Raw genomic sequence first — 22,230 nt, forward strand, 5'->3', positions numbered from 1 at the left:
TTTAGTTTTAAGTCAGGAAGGTGAGGCAATTATGCATTTGTACGGAACCGGTGGTGTAAATGAACGTGGACACCTGGAGATTGGCGGAGTGGACACGATCGAATTGATCGAGCAATTTGGAACACCATTATATGTTTATGATGTAGAGCTAATTCGCGAACGGGCAAGAGGGTTCAAGAGAACATTTGAGGAATTGGGGATTTCGGCTCAAGTTGCTTACGCAAGTAAGGCCTTTTCTTCGATTGCCATGATCCAGTTGGCAGAGCAAGAAGGACTTTCTCTCGATGTTGTCTCGGCAGGGGAATTGTATACGGCAATTAAGGCGAATTTCCCAACAGAACGAATTCATTTTCATGGAAATAACAAAAGTGATGAAGAGCTACATATGGCTTTGGATCATGACATTGGCTGTATAGTAGTCGATAATTATTCAGAGTTGACACTGTTGGAAGAAATTTGTACAAACCGTGAACAAAAGGTGAAAATCCTTCTTCGTGTAACACCAGGTATCGAAGCCCATACGCATGATTATATATTGACGGGACAAGAAGATTCGAAATTTGGTTTTGATCTTATTAACGGCCAGGCCGAAGCTGCCCTTCGGCAAGCACTGCAAAGTGAATTCCTCGAAGTGCTGGGGCTTCACTGTCATATCGGTTCCCAGATCTTTCAAACGACCGGTTTCCTTCTTGCAGCCCAAAAAATTATCGGCAAGCTGAATGATTGGCACGGCTCGGTAGGGTTTCAACCAAAGGTATTGAATCTCGGAGGGGGTTTCGGGATTCGGTATACACAAGAGGACGACCCGCTACCGGCATCCCAATATGTTGAGGAAATCGTTAGGGAAGTGCAGAACCTGATTGCAGATTCTGATTTAGTGATGCCTGAAATCTGGATCGAACCTGGCCGTTCATTAGTCGGAGACGCCGGTGTGACACTGTACAAGGTCGGTTCTGAAAAGGAAGTTCCTAATGTCCGCAAATATATTGCCGTTGATGGGGGCATGAGTGATAATATACGTCCCGCTCTTTACGAAGCGAAATATGATGCCATTCTCGCAAACCGGCCGCTTGACCCTGTAGAAGAGACAGTGTCCATTGCCGGGAAATGCTGTGAAAGCGGAGATATGTTGATTTGGGATTTACCATTGCCAAAAGCTGGCCGCGGTGATGTCTTGGCGGTATTTTGTACAGGGGCATATGGATATTCCATGTCAAATAATTACAATCGGATTCCAAGACCGGCTGTCGTCTTTGCTGAAAATGGAGAAGCCCGGTTGGTCATCAAACGAGAGACGTACGAAGATCTTATCCATTTGGATTTGGCCCTTCATGAAGCGGCAGTCGTCACTAAAGAATAGAAAAAAGGATGGCAGTGGCCATCCTTTTTTCATTTGATTCAGCTGAAAAGTGACTTGATTGCGTCTATTAAACTACTGAAGACTTCTTTCAATTTATCCAGAAATGATTGACCCTCTTCAGATTCAAGAAAATTGGAAAGTTTATCTTTAGCTGCAGTAAGCTGATCACCGACAGCGTTCCAATCAATATCCAATTCTTTTAGCTTATTGAATAAATCAATTAAACTTTGAGTTTGAGCATTATTTAAACTGATTCCAAGGTCTTTTGCTGAAGACTCGACGACCTCGCGGACCTCTTCAGTATTGGCTGGTGGATTTGCAGCCATTTCCTCTTTGATTTTCGTAACCAGTGCAGAAGCTTCTTCTGTACCGATTTCGTCACCCAATTTTGCTGTTTTCACCATTTCTTCATTCGCTGCCTGTTTCACATCTTCAGGAATCTTCTTGTCGGCAGAGATTTCATAGGCTTTAATGACTCCTGTCAAAGCTGCTGTACCGGAAACAGGTATAGGTGCTGTGACATAAACGGTAGCATCTTTTACTCCAGCAGTTGCCAGTGCATTGATATACATTTCATCGGAAACCCAGTTAATGTTTTTAGACTCCAGTTTAAGTCCGGTACCTTTTTCCTCCAAAGTAATGGCAGAAGATGAAATCGCTTTTGTACCGATCAGACGGCTAGCGATATAGTCACCTAAGTATTCATGTTCTTCCGCATTTGTAACTGTCAGGACCTCGACATCGTTTGGAGCTTTCATTTCTGATAAGATCATATTTTTTTGTTCATTTGTCAAATTCTCACCAAGTGTGACAATCATTTCACCAACAGCTGCATCTGCAAAAGCTTTATATGGCAATAATAGACATAATAAAATGGTCATAATGACCCATTTATTCATTTTTTTCATGATAATCCTCCTTAACTTTTCCTGCTGAATTGGGAATCTTTCAATAAAAGGGTGGCACTTTAAATCAGATTCATAGTATTTGACGAAACAAAGGATAAAAAAGATACATATTTTCCTGAAAAAAATTTATATAGCCAAGGATAGCTAGGTTTTTTTAACGAAAAAGTTGGGTGTATCATCGTCTTTTATACTTGAGAGGACACTCTATGAACCTAGATCACTTTACCAATGTAGTAAAATCGAAGCAAGATTGCAAGGATATTTGTCAGATTGTGTTAAGTTATAGTAGAATGAATTCGTTATTTAAATATTTGGACCATTCATAGAGGGAGTATGGAATGAGGAAAAGTAATAAGGCTCTTTTACTTATGATGCTTATTATCGCTTTGATGTGGGGAATCGTATATTGGCTGTTTATCGCTTAGCACATAGCACACCGATAAATCAAGTGCTGAAAGTGATGTTGAAACGAACGGGATTTTTATGTATGATGTAAATGTTATATGTGAGGATTATTATTCAAAGCAAATTAATCGGAAACAGGAAGATAATAAAAACGTTATTTAGTAACGAGGGATATTATGTTGATTAAGTATAAGAAAAGTTATGAGAAGTTTGCCATGGGATTATTATCTTTCATGCCAAATGAAAAAGAAATAAAAACGCTTCGGAATACGATGAAGAATTATGAAACGGATGAAAATCTACAGCTGTTCTTATGGAAAGATGAAGAGATTACGGGCTTGATCGGGATAGAGGTCTCTCCAAACCACATTGAGATACAACATATATCCGTAAATCCATCCTTCCGGAAACAAGGTATCGGTAAAACGATGGTCAGGGCCATCAAGGAGCAATATCCTGACAAAGAATTAAAAGCAAATGAGTTTACGGAAAGCTTTCTTGACAGGTGTGAAGATTTTTGAATTTGAAAGCTTGAATGGAGGACCACCTTTAAGGGCGGTCCTCCATTCTTGTTTTTCGAAGGGCTAGCTGCCGAGCCCTTTCTGAAATGACATCCGAACGGTCACGCATTAGATGCTTATCAACTATTGCTGCATTAGCCATGTCGCTATCTGTACCCCATATGTACCCTTCTTGCAAACAGATGGACTGGCATTTTTCAATCAAGTTTTGATCGGCTATCGGCAGATTAATGCTTTTATATGGCTTTTGTGATAACATTCGCTCATGGGTGTCCTCGAGCAATTTGAACAGTCGTTCTGGATCGAGTCCCAACTTCAGGAGCTCGGCCTTTTTAAGGTGGAGATTTGCCAGGGCTTTAGACAGGGTCCTTGAAGCCCCTTTTTTGTTTCCCCTGCGATCATGATACAGGGCAACCGCAATTTGAATGAGTCCGACCCAATGAGAGTCACGCTCTTTTGGTGCGGTTTCCTTCCAATATTCTTCGAGAATTTCATGACATTCGAAGTAATCCCTTGGCCCATGGAAATGGACAAGGAAAGAAAGGTAGTCTTCCGCGTAATTCAATAGGAGCACCCCTTTTGTTTGATGGAATCAACTTAAGTAAGGCAAAAAGCCATTTTCTTATAGCTTAACACCCGCTATGTATACTCACTAAGTTTAGCATAGAATTTTTTCCTGGAAAATAAGGAAAGCCGATTGCAAGGCAATCAGCTTGATTCATCAGTCTTGAATTAACACCATGAAGCACCGACGATAACTAATAAAATGAACAATACTACAATAAACGCGAATCCGCCGCCGTGTCCAAAACCACCTGCGCCCATAATAAGTTCCTCCTTTGTTCTGCTATTCTTACATTTCTAGGTTATGTTGGATTTCGGAATGTGATTGGGCAACGACCCATTTGACGGTAATCCCAAATAAAAACTTTTCTAAGGTCAGTAAATTATTATTTGGATAAAGGGCGGCAATCCACTATACTTGATTAGTAAAAGAAATAGGTCTATATTGGCCAATTAGATTTAAATGAGGTAATTTAATGGGTTATAATATAAAAATTGACGCTTTCGAAGGACCGATGGATTTACTTCTGCATTTGATTAATCGCCTGGAAATAGACATCTACGATATTCCGATGGCTGATATTACAGATCAATACCTAAGTTACATCCATACGATGCAGCATCTTGAATTGGATGTCGCCAGCGAATATCTGGTGATGGCTGCAACGTTGCTTGCCATCAAGAGTAAAACGTTGCTACCAAAGCATGAAGATGAACTGATGATGGATGAAGATGGGGAAATGTTTGAGGAAGATCCACGTGATGAGCTTGTGGAAAAACTATTAGAATATAAAAAGTATAAAAATGCAGCCGAAGAATTTAAAGGGATGGAAGAAGAAAGAAGCTTGATTTTCACCAAACCCCCAAGTGATTTATCAGTTTATGTAAAAGAAGCGGAAAGTGATAAGCAAGAGTTGAATATAAGTTTATACGATATGTTGGGGGCTCTTCAAAAACTGCTGCGAAGGCAAAAAATTCAAAAACCGCTTTACACGAAGGTAACGAAACAAGAGATATCGATAGAGAAACGAATGGATGAAATCATGATTGAATTACAATCCATTAAAGGAAAGAAAAGTTTTTTTGAACTGTTCTCGCTCCCAGTTAAAGAGCATATCGTCATCACTTTCATGGCGGTGCTGGAACTGATGAAATTAAATGAAATCATCGTTGAACAGGAAGATAATTTTTCGGACATCATGATTGCTGCTAAGGAAGGTGTAGAACCAGTTGGAAGTTATTAATTGGAAAGGGATTCTTGAGGCATTATTGTTTGCTGCCGGAGATGAAGGGCTATCCGTCAAACAAATTGCCTCTGTCCTGGAAATTACGGAATATCAAGCAACGGACATCGTTGAAGGTTTAAAGGAAGAATATATATCGGATGTACGCGGGATTCAGGTGATCGAAATAGCGGGTGTTTATCAAATGGCGACAAAGAAAGAGCACTCGGATTACTTGAAAAGGCTGGTGGAAACATCAAGCACTCAAGGATTGTCCCAGGCGGCTTTGGAAACACTCGCAATCATTGCCTATAAACAGCCGATTACTAGAGCTGAAATTGATGAAATTCGCGGAGTGAAAACGGATCGCCCCATTCATACACTTGTCACTAAAGTCTTAATAAAAGAGGTCGGACGTGCCGAAGGCTCGGGCCGGGCTTATTTATATGGGACAACTAAAGAGTTTTTGGATTACTTCGGCCTGAATTCCATTGATGAATTACCGCCTCTCGCTGATAAATCGGATGATGGCTTTGAAAATGGTGAAGCCGATCTGTTTTTTGAAAAATTTCAGCAAACAATCGAATAACATTTTTCAATAAATTGTGATAATATAGAAAAAAATGAATGCGGGGGGATTGCAGGTGCGAATTGTAGCATGCAATGGATTTGGGCTTGAAAAGGAAAAGTCAAATTCACCTGAGGACTTCTTTAATCGATCCGTTATACAATACATAAGGGATGGAGAAGAAAAGACACTGAATGTACTGTATCTTCGCTATTTTGATGAGATGGTCACCCGTTGGACCCCATATCCCGCCAATCCAATATTCAAAAGCGCTAACAGAGATATTTATATGGCTGATATCATTGCCATGGTCTGTTTACTTAAAAATCCGAGCCTGGTTAACCGAAAACGTATTTATATAAATGCAGAAAAAGAGATGGCTGGTTATTTCGAAAATATAGAATTTGAAAAATTGGAGAAAGTGTTTATATCTATTGACCAAGCTAAACCATATGATATAGAGTCACATGTTGACTATTATATTCAATCTTAATCATTTTGAGGAGGGTTCACGGTTGGGGAATACATTGGTAAAATCTCAGCTTGAGGATGTAAAAGGGTTTTTAGAAACGACAGTGGCTCAACTAGAAGAATTTATGAATGAGACGACCTATTCTAAGCTGCAAGAGGAAAAAAGCGGGGATGAAACCTATTATAAAGGAATCCTTTCTAGTTTAAGAAGAATGCTTGTAAGTTGTGAAGAGGGCTTGGAGGCTTGCCAAATCGTTCTGAAAAATGATGTTTTCAATAAAGCTGCAGCAGAGAAGACGCTTTATAGAGTTTATCATCAATGTATCGAAGAATACTTTTCCCCAAAATCAGATAGGTGGTTTGAGGACAGCAGATCTGCCTATACAGGAAAAAACTCGATTAAATTTCACCAAAGTGTACCTGACAGCATAATATCCATTCTGAAGGCCGTGGAAAGTGGATTCCAGACGATGCGTGAAGAATTGGAGTTTTATGAAACGGATTACCGGACGAAAATGTTACAGTCAAGATAAGGAAACAGCTGGGCTTAAGAGGCCTAGCTGTTTTTTTTTAGCTATAAATGGAATCTCCGCTTAATCGAAACATAAAATATTTTGATGATTTATGTGCATAAAGGTTAAGAGGAGGTTGCAAGATGTCCGATGAACGAGATTATACTAAAGAGGTAAGTGATTGGGTTGATGAAGTGATGGAATATCTTGAGAAGATCGATATCACCGATTCGCCATTGCTGTCGAATATTGAACGGCTTTCCCAGTTGACAAAAGATATGGATGAGGAAGAAATGGATTATGAGGATATGGTCCTGATTGAAGAAGAGATGGCTCAGGTCTACCAGGAAATTGAAGAAATCGCTAGAGAATTCAGTATACAGGATAGGCAATCAGTGCCAATTGGGAAGCATACGCTACCGCCGTTACCTTATGCCTATGAGGCGTTGGAACCGACGATTTCAAGGGAAATCATGTATCTGCACCATGATAAGCATCATCAAGCATATGTCGATGGTCTGAATAAAGCGGAATTGATGATGAAAAAAGCGAGGGAAACGAAAGATTTTTCCTTGTTGAAACATTGGGAAAAGGAAGCAGCCTTTCATGGGTCAGGCCATTATCTCCATACGCTGTTCTGGGAAGAGATGATTCCGGGAGGGGGCGGACAGCCAAGGGGGGATTTACTCAATCAGATTGAGACGGATTTTGGAAGCTTTGCAGCTTTTAAAAGTCATTTTAGTGAAGCTGCCAAACAAGTAGAAGGAGTTGGCTGGGCGATTTTAGTCTGGGTTCCGCGTGCGCGGCGGCTAGAAATACTTCAATCGGAATTGCATATGGTTTTGACCCAGTGGGATACGATCCCAATTCTTGTTCTTGATGTATGGGAACATGCCTATTACCTGCAATATAAAAATAATCGGGCAGCCTATGTGGACAAATGGTGGGACGTTGTAAACTGGCCGAAAACTGCCGTAAGGTTCACCGAAGCGAAAAAACTTATCTGGAAAAAGCAATAACTGACAAAATACAGGAAGCCTTTTGAGAACAAATTGCATATACGAGCCGTGAAGGTTCGTTTTTTTTTTTTTTTGCAAAATATTGTATCAAGAATTTTTTAGGGAAAATATGGGAATGATATGAAAGAGAATTGCAAATTATTATTTTGGAAGCGACTTATGATTCTCATTTGGATATTATAATTAGATTGAAAAGGAGATGATATCATTTCACGAAATAATGAGCATGTGTCTTATATAAATCCTTGAAATAACATTGGAAATGTGTTAAATATGCTATTTAGAAGTACTATGGGTTTTTAAAAATAATTAATTTATATCAATATAAAAACTGTGACCAATTTGTGAACTTAAAAATTATTAAGGTATATTTATTGACTAATTTCTATTTAATAATTATTATAAACAGGAGCATATAAAAAAATAGCTATTGGAGGAATTTATTATGTCATTGATCAATAAACAAGTTGAAGATTTTAAAGTACAAGCTTACCATGCAGGAGAATTCAAAGAAGTTACACTTGAAGATGTTAAAGGAAAATGGGCAGTATTCTTTTTCTACCCAGCTGACTTCTCTTTCGTATGTCCAACTGAATTAGCTGATCTTCAAGATAACTATGAAACATTCAAGGAAATTGGTTGTGAAGTTTACTCAGTTTCAACAGATACTCATTTCAGCCACAAAGGATGGGCTGATGCTACTGATACAATCGGTAAAATCCAATATCCAATGTTAGCTGACCCAGCAAACGTTTTATCCCGTCAATTCGGTGTATTGATTGAAGAAGATGGATTGGCTCTACGTGGAACTTTCATCGTGAATCCAGAAGGACAAATTAAAGCATACGAAATTAATGACCTAGGAATTGGCCGTAATGCTGAAGAACTTGTAAGAAAAGTTCAAGCTGCGCAATTCGTAGCGGAACATGGAGATAAAGTTTGCCCTGCAAAATGGACTCCAGGTGAAGCCACTCTTGAACCAAGCCTAGACCTTGTAGGTAAACTTTAATTTATAATGGGATGGTCCATTTCTACAGGTAATGGACATACCCAGCATTGATTACGATTACTGGGACAACTCGTCCAGAAAGATCTTATGACAAAAGGCACTTACCTAAAATAAGTGCCTTTTGTTTTTCAAAATAATCAATTTGGCACGTATTATCATTCAGCAAGGAGCACAAAAGATGAAAAAAATCTATGATTTATTAATTATTGGCGGCGGACCTGCAGGCCTCTCAGCCGGCGTCTATGCAGGAAGAGCTAAGTTAAAAACAATAATTCTTGAAAAAGGAACTGGCGGCGGACAAGCTGCAACTACATCGGAAATAGCCAATTATCCTGGTATCCGTCATATATCGGGCCCTAGGTTAGTTGAAGAAATGAAGCTTCAAAACGAGGATTTTGGCGTTGAATTCGCTAAAGCTGATGTAACGGGCGTGGATTTCTCCGGTGAGGTGAAAGTCGTTAAAACGCTTGGCGGGGACTACCATGCCCGCGCCGTCATCATTGCAACGGGTGCTTCTCCAAGAACACTAGGATTTCCAGGTGAAGAGGAATTTACTGGCCGCGGTGTAGCATATTGTTCAACATGTGATGGTGAATTCTTTGAAGGGTTGGAAGTTTTCGTTATCGGAGCAGGATATGCAGCTGCCGAAGAAGCTATATTCCTGACCCGCTTTGCCACAAAAGTTACAATCATCGCCCGGGAATCAAGCTTCTCGTGTGCCCCGTCCATTGTGGATAAAGTAATGGCAAATGATAAGATTGAAGTGAAATTCAATACGGAGATTCTTGGGGTATATGGAGACGGGATGATTCAAAGTGCCCGTTTCATCAATAATGCGACTAAAGAAGAATTTGAATATAAGGCGAAGGAAGAAGACAGCACGTTTGGAGTTTTCGTTTTCATAGGGTATGAGCCGAAAACGGAAATGTTCAAGGGTCACATCGAAATGGATCATGCCGGTTACATTTTAACCGATGATGATATGAAGACTAATGTGAAAGGTGTCTATGCAGCGGGCGACCTAAGGCCAAAATCCTTGCGCCAGATTATTACAGCTGTATCTGATGGAGCGATTGCAGCAACGGATGCCGGTAAATATATTGAAGAAGAAAAAGATCGCCTAGGAATCAAAGATGAACCTGAAGTTGAAAAACCGGCGAAAAAAGAACAGGCTGCTGTCCCGGCAGGTAAGAGCGCTTTATTAAGTGATGCGTTACGCGGCCAATTAAAGGGAATCTTCGGCAAGATGGAGAGCGAAGTAACATTGGTGTCCATCGTCGATGAAAGCTTGCCAAAATCAGTCGAATTGCGAGACTTCTTGTTGGATGTTGCGGAATTAGGAGACAAGCTGCATCTTGAGTTATACAACAAGGGGGAAAGTCCGGAAATTGAAGGAAAAATCAATGCAGATAAGTTCCCTGTCGTTTCTCTCTTAAATTCGAATGGTGAATACAGTGGCGTCAAATACCACGGTGTACCAGGCGGCCATGAGTTGAATTCCTTCATTTTGGCTATCTATAACTTGGCCGGTCCTGGTCAAGCATTGGATTCAGTCGTATTGAATTCAATTAAGGGAATCAGTAAAAAAGCGAACATTAAGGTTATGGTTTCATTGGCATGTCACTATTGTCCAGACGTTGTAGTGGGTGCACAGCGCATTGCAATTGAAAACCCTAACGTTGAAGCTGAAATGGTCGATATAAGCAATTTCCAGGATATCAAGAAGAAATATAAAGTCATGAGCGTGCCGGCCATGATCATCAATGATGAAGAAGTGGTATTCGGAGCTAAGAAAATTGATGAAATCGCTGCATTATTAGTATGATAGAACACTAAATCGATAGGGGCCCCTATCGATTTTTTTTATGTTGAAAATCAATAGATATCATGAAGGTTTACATTCTTTTATTCATAACCCTTGTCCATTTGCATAAACTTGTACAAAAACAAGTAAAGAGACGAGGGGGCACTCATGCGTTTTCCATATAAAGGGTTATCAAGTTTGTGTATCGTCATTCTCCTGTTGTCTTTTATGGCACCCGTACAAAGCGCCAATGCAAATGTATCCGTAAGTGCCCATAGTGCGATTTTAATGGATGAGGATAGCGGAAGGGTCATATATGAAGTGAATGCTCATGAAAAGAACCGCATAGCAAGCATTACGAAAATAATGACGGCTATCTTGGCTATTGAATCGGGACTAATGGATGAAAAAGTGAAGGTTAGCAGCAATGCCTTCGGGACGGAGGGCTCGTCACTTTATTTAAAAGAAGGAGAAAGAATTAAGCTCGAAGATTTGGTTTATGGTTTGATGCTTCGTTCAGGTAATGATGCAGCAGTCGCAATCAGCGAAAAGGTTGGGGGAAGCCTGGATGGATTCGTGTGGATGATGAATCAAAAGGCGGAAGAAATCGGGATGAAAAATACCCATTTTTCAAATCCACATGGTTTGGACAATACGAAAAACCATTATTCAACCGCATATGATATGGCGATACTCACTCGTTATGCCATGCAAAATGAAACGTATGCAAAGATTGCCGGCACAAAGGAACACAGGGCACCTAATTCCACAGAACAATGGGATTATGTATGGAAGAACAAAAACCGCCTACTTACACAATTGTATGAGTATTGCACAGGGGGGAAAACAGGGTATACCAAACTAGCAAAACGTACCTTGGTCACAACCGCAACAAAAGACGGGCATGACCTGATTGCTGTGACATTGAATGGTCCGGATGATTGGAATGATCATATTCAAATGTACGAATCCGCATTTAAGGATTATAAGCCAACAGAAATTTTACCTGAAGGCATGGTAAAGAATATGGAAAATAAAATATATAAAGGGCATGTCTACATTAAAAATGATTTTTCATACCCACTGACAAAAGAAGAGAGAAAGTTGGTCAATGTGCAAATGAAATTGTTGAAGCCAAAGAGGGCTTGGAAGGATAAAAGGAAAATCCCAGCAGTGGTCGGCAGAGCATCCATCTATCTTGATGGAAAGAAAATAGGTAGTCGTTCGATTTTTTATGGGGAATCAAAAGAAAGCTTCAAGCAACAATCATTCCAATCTTCATGGGCTGAGGTATTTGAAGCGGTATTGGGAATCGGACGCAATGGTTAATTACATTTGGGTCGGGATGTTTGTAATCGGTATTGTCTTTGGCATGATCAATGGGACGATGGAGCAGGTGAATGAAGCTCTATTTGTCAGCGCAAAGGAAGCGGTCACCCTTTGCCTGGGACTGATGAGCATACTTGTCTTTTGGCTGGGTTTGATGAAAATAGCGGAGGAATCGGGGCTGTTAGATAAACTATCCAATTTGTTCAAGCCGTTCATGAGATGGCTATTCCCTGAAGTGCCTCCCAATCATCCCGCTATGGGGTATATACTTTCCAATATGATGGCAAACACATTTGGATTGGGGAATGCAGCTACGCCTCTTGGTATAAAAGCCATGGAACAGCTAAAGAAACTAAATGGGGGAAAAGCAACGGTCAGCCGCTCGATGGTCACTTTTTTAGCCATCAATACTTCAAGCGTAACGTTGATTCCGACTACAGTCATTGCTATCCGCATGAATTACGATGCCCACTCCCCGACGGACATCGTTTTTCCGACCATAATAGCAACGGCCATTTCTGCAGTTGGAGGAATCGCGATAGATCGATATTTTTATTACAAGAGAAAGAGGAGCGGGAGGGAATAGGATGTTGCACTGGATGACCACCATTTCAATTTGGATGATACCGATTTTGATCCTCTGTATATTACTGTACGGAACATTGAAAAGAGTCCCCACCTATGAGACCTTCGTTGAGGGGGGGAAAGAAGGAATCAGCATGTCTTTTTCCCTCATCCCTTTTCTGGTAGGGATGCTAGTGGCGATTTCAGTATTTAGGGCATCGGGGGCATTGGACTTCATTGTACAATCACTGCACCCCTTGCTTTCCCTTCTTCATTTTCCGTCTGAGGTTTTACCCCTTGCGATCATTAGACCAATATCCGGAACAGCCGCTTTAGGAATGACCAGCGACCTGATATCTGTTTATGGACCGGATTCCTTTATTGGGCGCTTGGCTGCCACGATTCAGGGAAGTACAGATACCACCTTCTATGTATTGACCGTTTATTTTGGAGCTGTTGGGATCAAAAAAATGGGTGATGCCCTAAAGGTCGGTCTTTTGGCAGACTTGATCGGCATCATAGCTGCCGTTATCGTCGTTACATTGGTTTTCGGTATGAATTAAAGGCTAGGGAAATGGGCGATTCCATTTCTTTTTTTTTTGTCTTTTTTTCTTAAACAATCGGCTATGTTAAGCTCTCCATTTTTAAACGGAAACGAACTTTCATCCAAAAGAAACATTTTTTTGTATGGAAAAATAAGCTATGTTACACTCATTATGGAAACCAACCCATTTAACCGTCCCATTATTGGTGTAATAATAAAAGAAAAGCTCTTATTCGCGAAAAACCTTTTGTTTTTGCCTCTCAATATGTAATAATTGTATGATTGTGTATGTATAGACAATAACAAACGAATGATTATACTATGGGGTGAAGATAGATGGAACGATTACAAAAGGTGATAGCACATGCTGGACTGGCTTCCCGCCGTAAAGCAGAAGAGTTGATTTTAGAAGGTAAGGTAAAGGTGAACGGCAAAGTAGTGAAGGAATTAGGTGTGAAAGTTGGACCTAATGATAAAGTTGAGGTTAATGAAGTCCCGCTAGAAAAAGAAGCCCCGGTTTATTTCCTATTCTATAAACCGCGCGGCGTCATTTCGGCAGTTTCTGATGATAAGAATAGAAAAGTCGTAACTGACTTTTTCCCTTACATCAATGAACGGATTTATCCAGTTGGCCGCTTGGATTACGATACTTCGGGCTTATTGATTTTAACCAATGACGGGGAATTCGCAAACACGTTAATGCATCCTAAGCATGAAGTGGATAAAGTGTATGTGGCAAAAGTGAAAGGGATGCCTTTGCGTGAAAGCTTGAAAAAGTTGGATAAAGGTATCAAGTTGGAGGATGGCAAGACTGCACCAGCCAAGACAAGGGTATTGTCTACCGACAAGAAAAAGGAAACGGCGATAGTTGAAATCACAATACATGAAGGCAGGAACAGGCAAGTCCGCCGGATGTTCGAAGCAATTGGCCATCCCGTCATTAAATTGAAGAGGGAACAATATGGTTTCTTGACCTTGGACGGTTTAACAGCAGGAGATTCCCGGGAGCTGACTCCACATGAAGTTAAATTAATGCGGACTTTAGCAACGACCGAACCTAAACAGCGGAGAATGTAAGAAAGGATTTTCCCCTGTATTAATAGGTTGAAACCACTACCCCATTCTTCACCTGGAAGAATGGGTGGTGGAAAACAACCTGTAAATACCTTTTCCTTCATGAATCAGGAAAGAATGTCACAAAACCTTCAGAAATGTAAATAAAAAGGACATGGCGTTAAATGGTATAATGGTATGGTTAAATTTAGTGTGGCCTTAGGAGGATCTCTATGGATAAAAAGAAGCGACGCCTGATTAGCAGAACCATCATTCTTCTGCTTTTAGGTGCAGCTTTAGTGTTTGCCCTTTATACGAACTTCACTAAAGATAAGAATGAAAGTCTGAGAAAAGGATCCGATGCACCGAATTTCGTCTTGACTGATATGGAAGGCAAAGAGCATAAACTTTCCGATTACAAGGGAAAAGGCGTCTTCCTGAACTTCTGGGGTACATATTGCAAGCCGTGTGAATACGAAATGCCTTATATGGACAATCAATATAAAAACTTTAAAGAACAGGGCGTTGAAATATTGGCGGTAAATGTCGGGGAATCTGACTATGCTGTCAATAATTTCATTACAAAGCATGATCTGACCTTTCCTGTCCTGATCGATAAAGGTAGGGAAGTGGAAAATGCTTATCGCGTGGATATATTGCCTGTCACCTTTTTGGTCGATAAAGAGGGGAAAGTGATAGATATCATCACCGGAGCTTTGACAGAAGAGAGCATCCAAAAACATATGGAGAGAATTAAACCATAATATTGGGGAGTTTTTGACATGAAAGAAGTAAAATGCGATTGTGGTCATATAAATCCGTTTGGCACAAATATTTGTGGGAAATGCGGAATGGTGCTTGGTAACGAACGAGAAAACAAGCTTATTGATATGAGATATGAAGGAAGTGCCAGGCGTTCACAAACATATAAAAAAACGATCATCGATAAAATATGGAACTTCTTTTCTTCCGTTAAGGTAGGGGTGACGCTCATTGTCATTGCCTTGATCGCTTCAGCCATCGGGACGATTTTACCTCAGGAAATGTACATCCCTTCAACAGCTACGCCTGCAGAGCATTATGAACTGGAATACGGCTGGTTCGGAAGAGTGTATTATGAACTCGGGTTCCATAACTTGTATAGTTCATGGTGGTATCTGATTATCATAGGCATGCTGGGCATATCACTATTGATTGCCAGTATCGATCGGTTCTTTCCATTATATCGATCGTTAAAAAAACAAGGGGTCACACGTCATGACGGTTTCATGAAACGTCAGCGGATTTATGGGGTGACAAAGCTTGAAGACCAAGATATAAACCTTGAAGAAGTAAAGGATAGACTAAAAAGGCAGCGTTATCATATACGTGAGGAGAACGGTCATATACTTGCCGAAAAGGGTCGTTTTTCACGTTGGGGACCATATGTTAATCATATTGGACTTATCATTTTCTTAATTGGAGCATTATTGCGTTCTGTCCCTGGGATGTATATCGACAAAGTACTTTGGCTGCGTGAAGGCGAGAGAAAAGAAATCCCGGGTACAAATGGTGAATATTACCTCCAGAATAATGAATTTACCTTAGAGGTGTATGACAAAGAGAATGATGAAGATGAGCAGTACAGTGCTGCAATTGATAAAACCGGTACGATCGCAAAAACCTATCAATCCGATGTTACGTTGTATGAGCGCAAGGGAGAAACCTTACCAGGGGAAAAAGTGGACCTTGTTAAACTTAAAGATTATAAAATCAAAGTCAATGAACCTCTGAAACATGATCATTATGCCCTCTACCAAGTAGACTATAAACTGGATGAGCTCAGTATGATGTCTTTTAATTTGATAAATAAAAAAACCGAAGAGAAATATGGAAGCTTAAAGGTTGATTTGAACAATCCACAAAAGAAATACGAGTTGAAAGAAGGATATTCCGTTGACTTGATCAGTTACTTCCCCGATTTCGAGTTCGATGAAAAAGGTGAACCAAGAACGATATCGAAGATTCCGAATAATCCAGCATTTATCTTTAAAATGCATACCCCGGATAAGCCAGAGGGTGAGGTCAGTTTCGTGGCGATTAAGGAGACTGTGGAGCCTTTAGGGGAAAACACTTATAAAATGGCTTTTAATGGTGTGGAAACCCAAGATGTCACGGCTTTGACTGTCAGGAAGGATTTAACGCTTTGGATATTATTCACGGGTGGAATCATTTTCATGATCGGAGTTGTCCAAGGGTCTTATTGGAATCACCGGCGTATATGGATTAAGAGGAAAGATGATGAGATATTAATGGCCGGCCATACAAACAAAAACTGGCACGGTATTAAAAGAGATATAAAACAAGCGATAGAATCGACATCACTTTCCGAACCAATGGATCAACTTGAAGATGAGAAATCTTCTAGTAAGGGGGAAGTTTTAAATGGCTGAATTGAGCAGTAACTTTTTATATGCAGCTTTCTTATTATATCTTGTCGCTACCTTTTTCTTTGGCGGATCGATCAAGGATAAACGAGGAGCGGAGGAAAAGAAACAAAACAAATGGGCTAAACTGGGCATTTTCATCACCATTTTCGGTTTCGTGGCTCAAATTGGGTATTTCATCACTAGATGGATTGCTGCCGGCCATGCCCCGGTAAGTAACCTGTTTGAATTTACGACCTTTTTCGGAATGATGCTGGTCGGTGCTTTCATATTAATTTATTTTCTTTATAAAACACCTGCCCTTGGGCTATTCGCTTTACCGATTGCGTTATTGATAATCGCATATGCAAGTATGTTCCCTACAGAGATATCGCCACTCATTCCTGCATTGCAGAGCGATTGGCTTCATATTCATGTAACGACTGCAGCGGCAGGACAGTCGATCCTTGCCATTAGTTTCGTTACTGCCATCATTTATTTAATCAAATTCGTCGATCAGACACAATCAAGCAAAAGGACGTTCTGGCTTGAAGGCATCATGTTCACATTAGTCTGTACCATCGGGTTCGTCATCATCACTTCTTCTTTTGCTGTGATGGATTATAAGGCGAATTTTGATTGGGTCGATAAACACGGAGCCGAGGTCAAACAGGAATTCAACCTACCGGCATTGGTTGGTCCCAATGAAGGGAAACTTATCGAGACTGATCGATTTGAACCACTGGTGGACATGCCTGCACTGATCAATGCCAAGAAACTGAATACTGTACTTTGGTCATTCGGTATAGGGCTCATCTTGTATGGTTTAATAAGGTTGATTGCTCGCAAAAGAGTGGCAGCATTGATTAAACCGATCGTTAAAAATGTGAATTTGAATTTATTGGACGAGATTAGCTATCGTTCGGTCCTTATCGGTTTTCCGATTTTCACTCTCGGTGCCCTCATTTTTGCAATGATCTGGGCTCAAGTGGCCTGGACACGATTCTGGGGCTGGGATCCGAAAGAGGTCTGGGCACTGGTTACTTGGTTGTTTTATGCAGCTTTCTTGCATCTGCGCATGTCAAAGGGATGGCAAGGGGAAAAATCAGCTTGGCTTGCCGTCATCGGTTTTGCCATCATTATGTTTAACTTGATATTCGTCAATCTTGTTATTGCTGGTTTGCATTCATATGCTTGATTCTGTATTGTAATATTTAAATGAAGGGGGTCTTTTGATAGAAACGTCGAGGAGTTGGCTTATCGATTTTTCTAGAGAATGATCCCTTTTTCAGTCAATGCCATTAATAAGGATATTTCGGTGAAATGGCATTTATGAACTTTTAGTGAGCGCTCGAAGCCTTTTTTTGTGACAAAATGGTGAAAGGTTCATGGAAGCCAAGCAAAAATGGCTCTTTATCGTACTTTATAAGGAAAAAGTATTAGTCATGGAAGTTTTCATTTTGTAGAATATAGGATAGGAGGCTGATTACATAATGTATAATGCTATAAAAATTCTCGTGGTGGATGATGAGGAAAGAATCCGCCGGCTGCTAAAGATGTATTTGGAAAGAGAAGAATACATAATCGATGAAGCCGAAAATGGAGATATGGCTTTAACAAAAGCCCTTGAAAATGAGTATGATTTAATTTTATTGGATATTATGATGCCTGGTAAAGATGGAATCGAAGTTTGCCGTGAATTAAGGGAAAAGAAAACGACACCGATTATCATGCTGACTGCTAAAGGGGAAGAAGTGAACCGCGTTCAAGGATTCGAAGTGGGGACCGATGATTATATCGTAAAGCCGTTCAGTCCCCGTGAAGTCGTATTAAGGGTTAAAGCTTTATTACGTCGCTCTTCAAGCACTAGTTACATGCAGACGGAAACGACGGCAAAAGATGTGATCGTCTTCTCGCATCTAACCATTGATAATGATGCTCACCGTGTTCTTGCCGATAACAAAGAGGTCTCATTAACACCCAAAGAATATGAATTATTATATTTCTTGGCGAAATCCCCAGATAAGGTTTTCGACCGGGAGCAATTGTTAAAAGAAGTGTGGCACTATGAATTCTTTGGGGATCTTCGAACTGTTGACACGCATGTTAAACGCTTACGTGAAAAATTAAACCGCATATCCGAAAACGCAGCCAAGATGATTGTCACTGTTTGGGGTGTAGGTTACAAGTTCGAAGTCATTAATGACTGATGCTATGGGGCAGTGTTGTAGGGAAGCTATGGGCAACGATCCTATTGCTCGTGTCATTTGTACTAATTGTTTTAACCGTTCTGCTAGTCGAATTCTTTGAGAATTTCCAGATTGAAAATATTGAAAATGATTTAACCAAAACCGCTGAACAAATCATTAAGGTAACGAATGAACACCAGGGGTCCAGCAATGAGGTTTTACAAATAGCTTCGGAATTAATAGGCAATGAAACGAAAATGATCATTCTTAATGATGACAAAATGGTATTCTCATCAATCGGAGGGGAAAATGAGTTCGAAATCACGCCGGAACTCATTAAAAATGATTCCGAATTGATCAAGGTTTTTACGGAAAGAAAGACTGTGAAAAAGGAAATGGCGCTATCCGATGATGCAGACAATAAGGAATTGTCCGCAATCGTAGTAGGCATTCCACTTGAATTGAATGGGGAACAGGATGAAGTTTTCCTATTTCAATCGTTGGAGTCCATGGAAGAAACCACAAAATCGACTACACAGTTCATATTATTGGCAGCAGGCATCGCCATTATTTTGACAACGATTTTTGCTTTCTTTTTATCTACAAGAATCAATGCACCATTGGTGAAGATGAGGGAAGCCGCACTAGCGATTGCCCGGGGGAAATTTGATACAAAGGTTCCCATCTTGACTCAAGATGAGATCGGTGAACTTGCCATAGCGTTTAACCAGATGAGAAAACAGCTGAAATTCAATATGAATGCACTTAGTCAGGAAAAGGAACATCTCTCTAGCATTCTTAGCAGTATGGCAGATGGGGTCATTACCTTCAATAAAGATGGCACAATTCTTGAAACGAATCCGCCAGCAGAAAGGTTTCTGCAATCCTGGTACTTTGAAAAGGGCTATAACCGGGAAGATAATGTCAATGTCCCATTGGTTTTGATGAATCTTTTTGATGAATCAGAGTCCTTCGATAAGGAGCAAGTCGGTGAAATTACTTTGCAGGGCCGCGATTGGGGATTCATTGTCAGTCCGCTATATACAAATGCCGACAATATTAGGGGAGCAGTGGCCATCATACGGGATATGAGCGATGAAAGACGTATGGACAAACTTAGGACTGATTTCATAGCGAATGTCTCACATGAGTTAAGAACGCCGATTTCAATGTTGCAAGGATATAGTGAAGCGATCGTAGATGACATTGCGAGCAGTGAAGAGGAAAAGGTGGAAATGGCCCGCATCATCTATGATGAGTCTTTGAGAATGGGCCGTTTAGTCAACGATCTCCTCGATCTAGCTAAATTGGAATCGGGTAAAATGAACCTTAGCTATGAATGCGTACCTATTTCTCCTTATTTAAAGAGGATCACAAGTAAGTTTTCCGGGCTGGCTAAAGAAAAGGGAATCACCATATCAGCCAGTATGCAAGACGATCAAATTCAATGGCACTTCGATCCGGACCGCATTGAACAGGTTTTGACCAATTTAATTGATAATGCGATTCGTCATACTCCTCCGGGCGGTAACATTGATGTCATTCAGAGGACAAGTGATCGAAGGGGACTGATCATTGATGTGAGGGACTCTGGATCTGGAATTCCCGAAGAAGATTTGCCTTTTGTATTCGAGAGGTTTTATAAAGCGGATAAAGCAAGGACCCGCGGCCGTTCGGGCACCGGTTTGGGTTTGGCAATCGTAAAAAATATAATCAATGCCCATGATGGCTTCATTTCGGTAAACAGTTTACCTAATAAAGGGACGACGTTCAGCTTTATCCTGCCTCGAATTTTGGAAAATGCTGAATGACGGGTGGCTTGCCAAAAAATCTTGTTTCATAAGGAACTGAGAAAACAAAGGCAATTGGATTTCTTTCCAACTTGTCTTTGTTTTTTTTTAGGAAACAAAATAAGAAGTCCTTGATATATGGAAATTAACGGAATTTTATAATAAGATTAAAGCCGAAGTATGTAACTTTTGTTTTGGATTGACGACTATATTTATGAACGGAAGTGGGGAAATGATGGATTCCGTTTTCCACGATCTTTATGAAAAATATCATCAGGAAATATATCAATTCATTTTTTATATGACTAAAAATCGAGAAACGGCGGAGGACCTAGTTCAGGAAGTATATATACGGGTGATGAAGGCCTATGAACGCTTCGAAGGAAAAAGCAGTGAAAAAACGTGGATGTACTCGATTGCAAGAAATGTGACGATTGATTACTTTCGGAAACAAAAAGGGTGGAAAGATAAAATCTTCCCTAACTTTGATTGGGATAGGCAATTGATAAAAGATAAAGAGCCCATTCCGGAAGAAGTGGCTATCATGAACGATGAAATCCAAGATATTTATCATTGCTTAAACCGGTGTACCACGAATCAAAGATCCGTCATCATTTTACGATATATTCAGGGATTGTCCATTACGGAAACTGCTGAAGTACTGAATTGGAGTGAAAGTAAGGTAAAAACGACCCAGCACCGTGCTTTGAAGGCTATTAAAAAGTTGATGGAAGATTTATCAGGAAAGGAGGGCCACCGCATTGAGAAGATCCCGTTGGAAAGAAAGCGAAATTGAAGACTTGCTGCGCCAGCTTCCGAAATTAAAAGATGACCGAACCAAGGCAGAGGTGTTTGCTAGAATAAATGTTAAGAAGAAAAAGAAACACTGGATACCTCTATTTGCGGGTGTTGCCTCCTTATTCTTAATGGTTGTTTTGGCATCATCTTTAATTATTGAAAAAAAAGGAACGACAAGTCATGAGGACAGCGGCAGTAGTGGGAAATTATCTCTATCTGAAAATAAGGGAATGGCAGATCTTGAACGCCAGGATGCGAGTAACAAAGAAAATCATTCAGCGGATAGACAGGATAATCAAAAGCCTTCGAGTAAGCAAGCGGAAATCGAATCTAAAGAAAAGGTTTCAGAAATGGAACCCCGAAAAGGGGAAAAGGAAAAAACATTTACACAAGCGATCTATCAAGATGACCTTAAAAATGCATCGATCATAACGATGGGTGTTCCAGATGATCAAATGAATTTCATCGTTCCCATTTCGATTAAACTCAAACATTATGACGAAAGTGATAAACTGAATCAGTTAGTTAATCAAATGTCCGATATGGATGAAGAGCAATATGGGCTATCTGACTATTTTCCACTTGATATAAAAATCAGCCAAGGAAACGATATGACCACTGCTCATATTGATTTTCAAGAAAAAAGCCGACTATTGGATGAAGATACACTTTTTCTCCATTCGATGGAGGAAACGCTTTCCTATAACAATATAGAGAAAATGACATTTTCTACAGATGGTAAGCAAGGTGCCATGTTTGCGCACGCAGGTTATTTAAAAGAGGTGGATATACCTCATCAAAAAAATCGCACATACTTTCTTTACCAAAAGGATGAGTCCTCCCCAAGGTTCCTTGTTCCAAGCAATATGGGTTATCAGGACTTTGAGGAGGCGCTGCAAGCAGGAAAAGGGGAGGCGGACATCGAAGGAATTTCACCTGCAATCCCGCATGACCTGAAATGGGAAAGGATAAGCTCTAATGGAAATCTTGTGATCATTCAATTATCAGATCAAGTTGCCATTGAAAATAGTAAGGAATCCCTTCAAGCTTTAGAAGCCATACTCTTCATTGCCAAGGATTTTGGTTTTGAAAAAGTGAAGTTTGAAAATGCTCCCATTGAAGAGGTAGGCCAGCTGAATTTAACTGAAGACATATTGGTACCCAAAGCACCGAACCAAGTGAATTGAGGTGTGA

General features: G+C 40.3%; 23 protein-coding genes. 20 read left to right on the plus strand and 3 right to left on the minus strand.

The genetic code is table 11. The features are described 5' to 3' along the window. Nucleotides 1–31: 31 nt before the first annotated feature. Nucleotides 32–1,360: a diaminopimelate decarboxylase gene (gene lysA, locus ACQKFG_RS06260; protein ID WP_427557123.1), complete on the plus strand. Its 1,329-nt coding sequence runs from the start codon at nt 32–34 to the stop codon at nt 1,358–1,360. Nucleotides 1,361–1,398: 38 nt separating this feature from the next. Here lysA and ACQKFG_RS06265 read toward each other — a convergent pair whose 3' ends face one another. Beyond that, complete coding sequence (locus ACQKFG_RS06265) at nt 1,399–2,259, minus strand: DUF1002 domain-containing protein (RefSeq protein WP_427558202.1); 861 nt, start codon at nt 2,257–2,259, stop codon at nt 1,399–1,401. A gap of 590 nt (nt 2,260–2,849) precedes the next feature. On the opposite strand from ACQKFG_RS06265, the gene ACQKFG_RS06270 reads away from it, so the two are divergent. After that, nucleotides 2,850–3,194, plus strand: a complete 345-nt coding sequence (locus ACQKFG_RS06270) for a GNAT family N-acetyltransferase (RefSeq protein ID WP_076365552.1) — start codon at nt 2,850–2,852, stop codon at nt 3,192–3,194. A 28-nt stretch (nt 3,195–3,222) separates the two neighbouring features. Here the strand turns inward: ACQKFG_RS06270 and ACQKFG_RS06275 are convergent, their stop codons facing one another. Together ACQKFG_RS06275 and ACQKFG_RS06280 are read right to left on the minus strand one after the other, a co-directional pair. Further along, the gene (locus ACQKFG_RS06275; RefSeq protein ID WP_342614126.1) at nt 3,223–3,759 is read right to left on the minus strand and encodes a DUF309 domain-containing protein; all 537 of its coding nucleotides are present in this window, start codon (nt 3,757–3,759) and stop codon (nt 3,223–3,225) included. A 167-nt stretch (nt 3,760–3,926) separates the two neighbouring features. After that, complete coding sequence (locus ACQKFG_RS06280; RefSeq protein WP_081108854.1) at nt 3,927–4,019, minus strand: YjcZ family sporulation protein; 93 nt, start codon at nt 4,017–4,019, stop codon at nt 3,927–3,929. Nucleotides 4,020–4,234: 215 nt separating this feature from the next. On the opposite strand from ACQKFG_RS06280, the gene ACQKFG_RS06285 reads away from it, so the two are divergent. The 18 genes from ACQKFG_RS06285 to ACQKFG_RS06370 all read left to right on the plus strand — a co-directional run bounded on the left by ACQKFG_RS06285 (nt 4,235) and on the right by ACQKFG_RS06370 (nt 22,223). Next, nucleotides 4,235–5,002 (plus strand): segregation/condensation protein A, encoded by a 768-nt coding sequence (locus tag ACQKFG_RS06285; protein WP_260284604.1) that lies wholly within the window; start codon nt 4,235–4,237, stop codon nt 5,000–5,002. Further along, nucleotides 4,989–5,570 (plus strand): SMC-Scp complex subunit ScpB, encoded by a 582-nt coding sequence (scpB, locus tag ACQKFG_RS06290; protein WP_427557127.1) that lies wholly within the window; start codon nt 4,989–4,991, stop codon nt 5,568–5,570. Before ACQKFG_RS06285 ends, scpB begins: the two co-directional genes overlap by 14 nt. Nucleotides 5,571–5,625: 55 nt before the next feature. After that, complete coding sequence (locus ACQKFG_RS06295) at nt 5,626–6,042, plus strand: hypothetical protein (protein WP_427557130.1); 417 nt, start codon at nt 5,626–5,628, stop codon at nt 6,040–6,042. A 22-nt stretch (nt 6,043–6,064) separates the two neighbouring features. Continuing rightward, nucleotides 6,065–6,553 carry a YpuI family protein gene (locus ACQKFG_RS06300; protein WP_141993594.1) on the plus strand — a complete coding sequence of 163 codons (489 nt, stop codon included), beginning with the start codon at nt 6,065–6,067 and terminating at the stop codon, nt 6,551–6,553. A 122-nt stretch (nt 6,554–6,675) separates the two neighbouring features. Next, nucleotides 6,676–7,551 carry a superoxide dismutase gene (locus ACQKFG_RS06305; RefSeq protein ID WP_427557133.1) on the plus strand — a complete coding sequence of 292 codons (876 nt, stop codon included), beginning with the start codon at nt 6,676–6,678 and terminating at the stop codon, nt 7,549–7,551. 445 nt (nt 7,552–7,996) lie between these two features. Then, nucleotides 7,997–8,560, plus strand: a complete 564-nt coding sequence (ahpC, locus tag ACQKFG_RS06310) for an alkyl hydroperoxide reductase subunit C (RefSeq protein ID WP_063233159.1) — start codon at nt 7,997–7,999, stop codon at nt 8,558–8,560. A gap of 178 nt (nt 8,561–8,738) precedes the next feature. Then, complete coding sequence (locus tag ACQKFG_RS06315) at nt 8,739–10,385, plus strand: FAD-dependent oxidoreductase (RefSeq protein WP_192205387.1); 1,647 nt, start codon at nt 8,739–8,741, stop codon at nt 10,383–10,385. A 147-nt stretch (nt 10,386–10,532) separates the two neighbouring features. Then, nucleotides 10,533–11,693: a D-alanyl-D-alanine carboxypeptidase family protein gene (locus ACQKFG_RS06320; protein ID WP_192205386.1), complete on the plus strand. Its 1,161-nt coding sequence runs from the start codon at nt 10,533–10,535 to the stop codon at nt 11,691–11,693. Continuing rightward, nucleotides 11,686–12,279, plus strand: coding sequence for a nucleoside recognition domain-containing protein (locus ACQKFG_RS06325; RefSeq protein ID WP_427557138.1), 594 nt, complete (start codon nt 11,686–11,688; stop codon nt 12,277–12,279). The genes ACQKFG_RS06320 and ACQKFG_RS06325 overlap by 8 nt, the downstream gene beginning before the upstream one ends. 13 nt (nt 12,280–12,292) lie before the next feature. Further along, a complete protein-coding gene (locus ACQKFG_RS06330) occupies nt 12,293–12,820 on the plus strand; it encodes a spore maturation protein (RefSeq protein ID WP_370662592.1) in 528 nt (175 codons plus the stop codon). Nucleotides 12,821–13,137: 317 nt separating this feature from the next. Next, the gene (gene rluB, locus ACQKFG_RS06335; protein ID WP_034308106.1) at nt 13,138–13,878 is read left to right on the plus strand and encodes a 23S rRNA pseudouridine(2605) synthase RluB; all 741 of its coding nucleotides are present in this window, start codon (nt 13,138–13,140) and stop codon (nt 13,876–13,878) included. A gap of 209 nt (nt 13,879–14,087) precedes the next feature. Next, a complete protein-coding gene (gene resA, locus ACQKFG_RS06340) occupies nt 14,088–14,618 on the plus strand; it encodes a thiol-disulfide oxidoreductase ResA (protein WP_192205384.1) in 531 nt (176 codons plus the stop codon). Between the two features lie 18 nt (nt 14,619–14,636). Beyond that, nucleotides 14,637–16,286 carry a cytochrome c biogenesis protein ResB gene (gene resB / locus ACQKFG_RS06345; RefSeq protein ID WP_192205383.1) on the plus strand — a complete coding sequence of 550 codons (1,650 nt, stop codon included), beginning with the start codon at nt 14,637–14,639 and terminating at the stop codon, nt 16,284–16,286. Further along, on the plus strand, nt 16,279–17,457 hold the full coding sequence (gene ccsB / locus ACQKFG_RS06350) for a c-type cytochrome biogenesis protein CcsB (RefSeq protein WP_192205382.1): 1,179 nt from the start codon (nt 16,279–16,281) through the stop codon (nt 17,455–17,457). The genes resB and ccsB overlap by 8 nt, the downstream gene beginning before the upstream one ends. Before the next feature lie 295 nt (nt 17,458–17,752). Then, nucleotides 17,753–18,469: a response regulator gene (locus ACQKFG_RS06355; protein WP_192205381.1), complete on the plus strand. Its 717-nt coding sequence runs from the start codon at nt 17,753–17,755 to the stop codon at nt 18,467–18,469. After that, nucleotides 18,466–20,259, plus strand: coding sequence for an ATP-binding protein (locus tag ACQKFG_RS06360; RefSeq protein ID WP_192208333.1), 1,794 nt, complete (start codon nt 18,466–18,468; stop codon nt 20,257–20,259). Before ACQKFG_RS06355 ends, ACQKFG_RS06360 begins: the two co-directional genes overlap by 4 nt. Nucleotides 20,260–20,470: 211 nt before the next feature. Then, the gene (gene sigX, locus ACQKFG_RS06365) at nt 20,471–21,034 is read left to right on the plus strand and encodes an RNA polymerase sigma factor SigX (RefSeq protein WP_342614122.1); all 564 of its coding nucleotides are present in this window, start codon (nt 20,471–20,473) and stop codon (nt 21,032–21,034) included. After that, on the plus strand, nt 21,000–22,223 hold the full coding sequence (locus ACQKFG_RS06370) for a GerMN domain-containing protein (RefSeq protein WP_427557145.1): 1,224 nt from the start codon (nt 21,000–21,002) through the stop codon (nt 22,221–22,223). Before sigX ends, ACQKFG_RS06370 begins: the two co-directional genes overlap by 35 nt. Nucleotides 22,224–22,230: the final 7 nt, after the last annotated feature.

The organism is Peribacillus sp. NPDC076916 (assembly GCF_050269675.1).
In the GTDB taxonomy this organism is placed as follows: Bacteria; Bacillota; Bacilli; order Bacillales; family DSM-1321; genus Peribacillus; species Peribacillus aracenensis.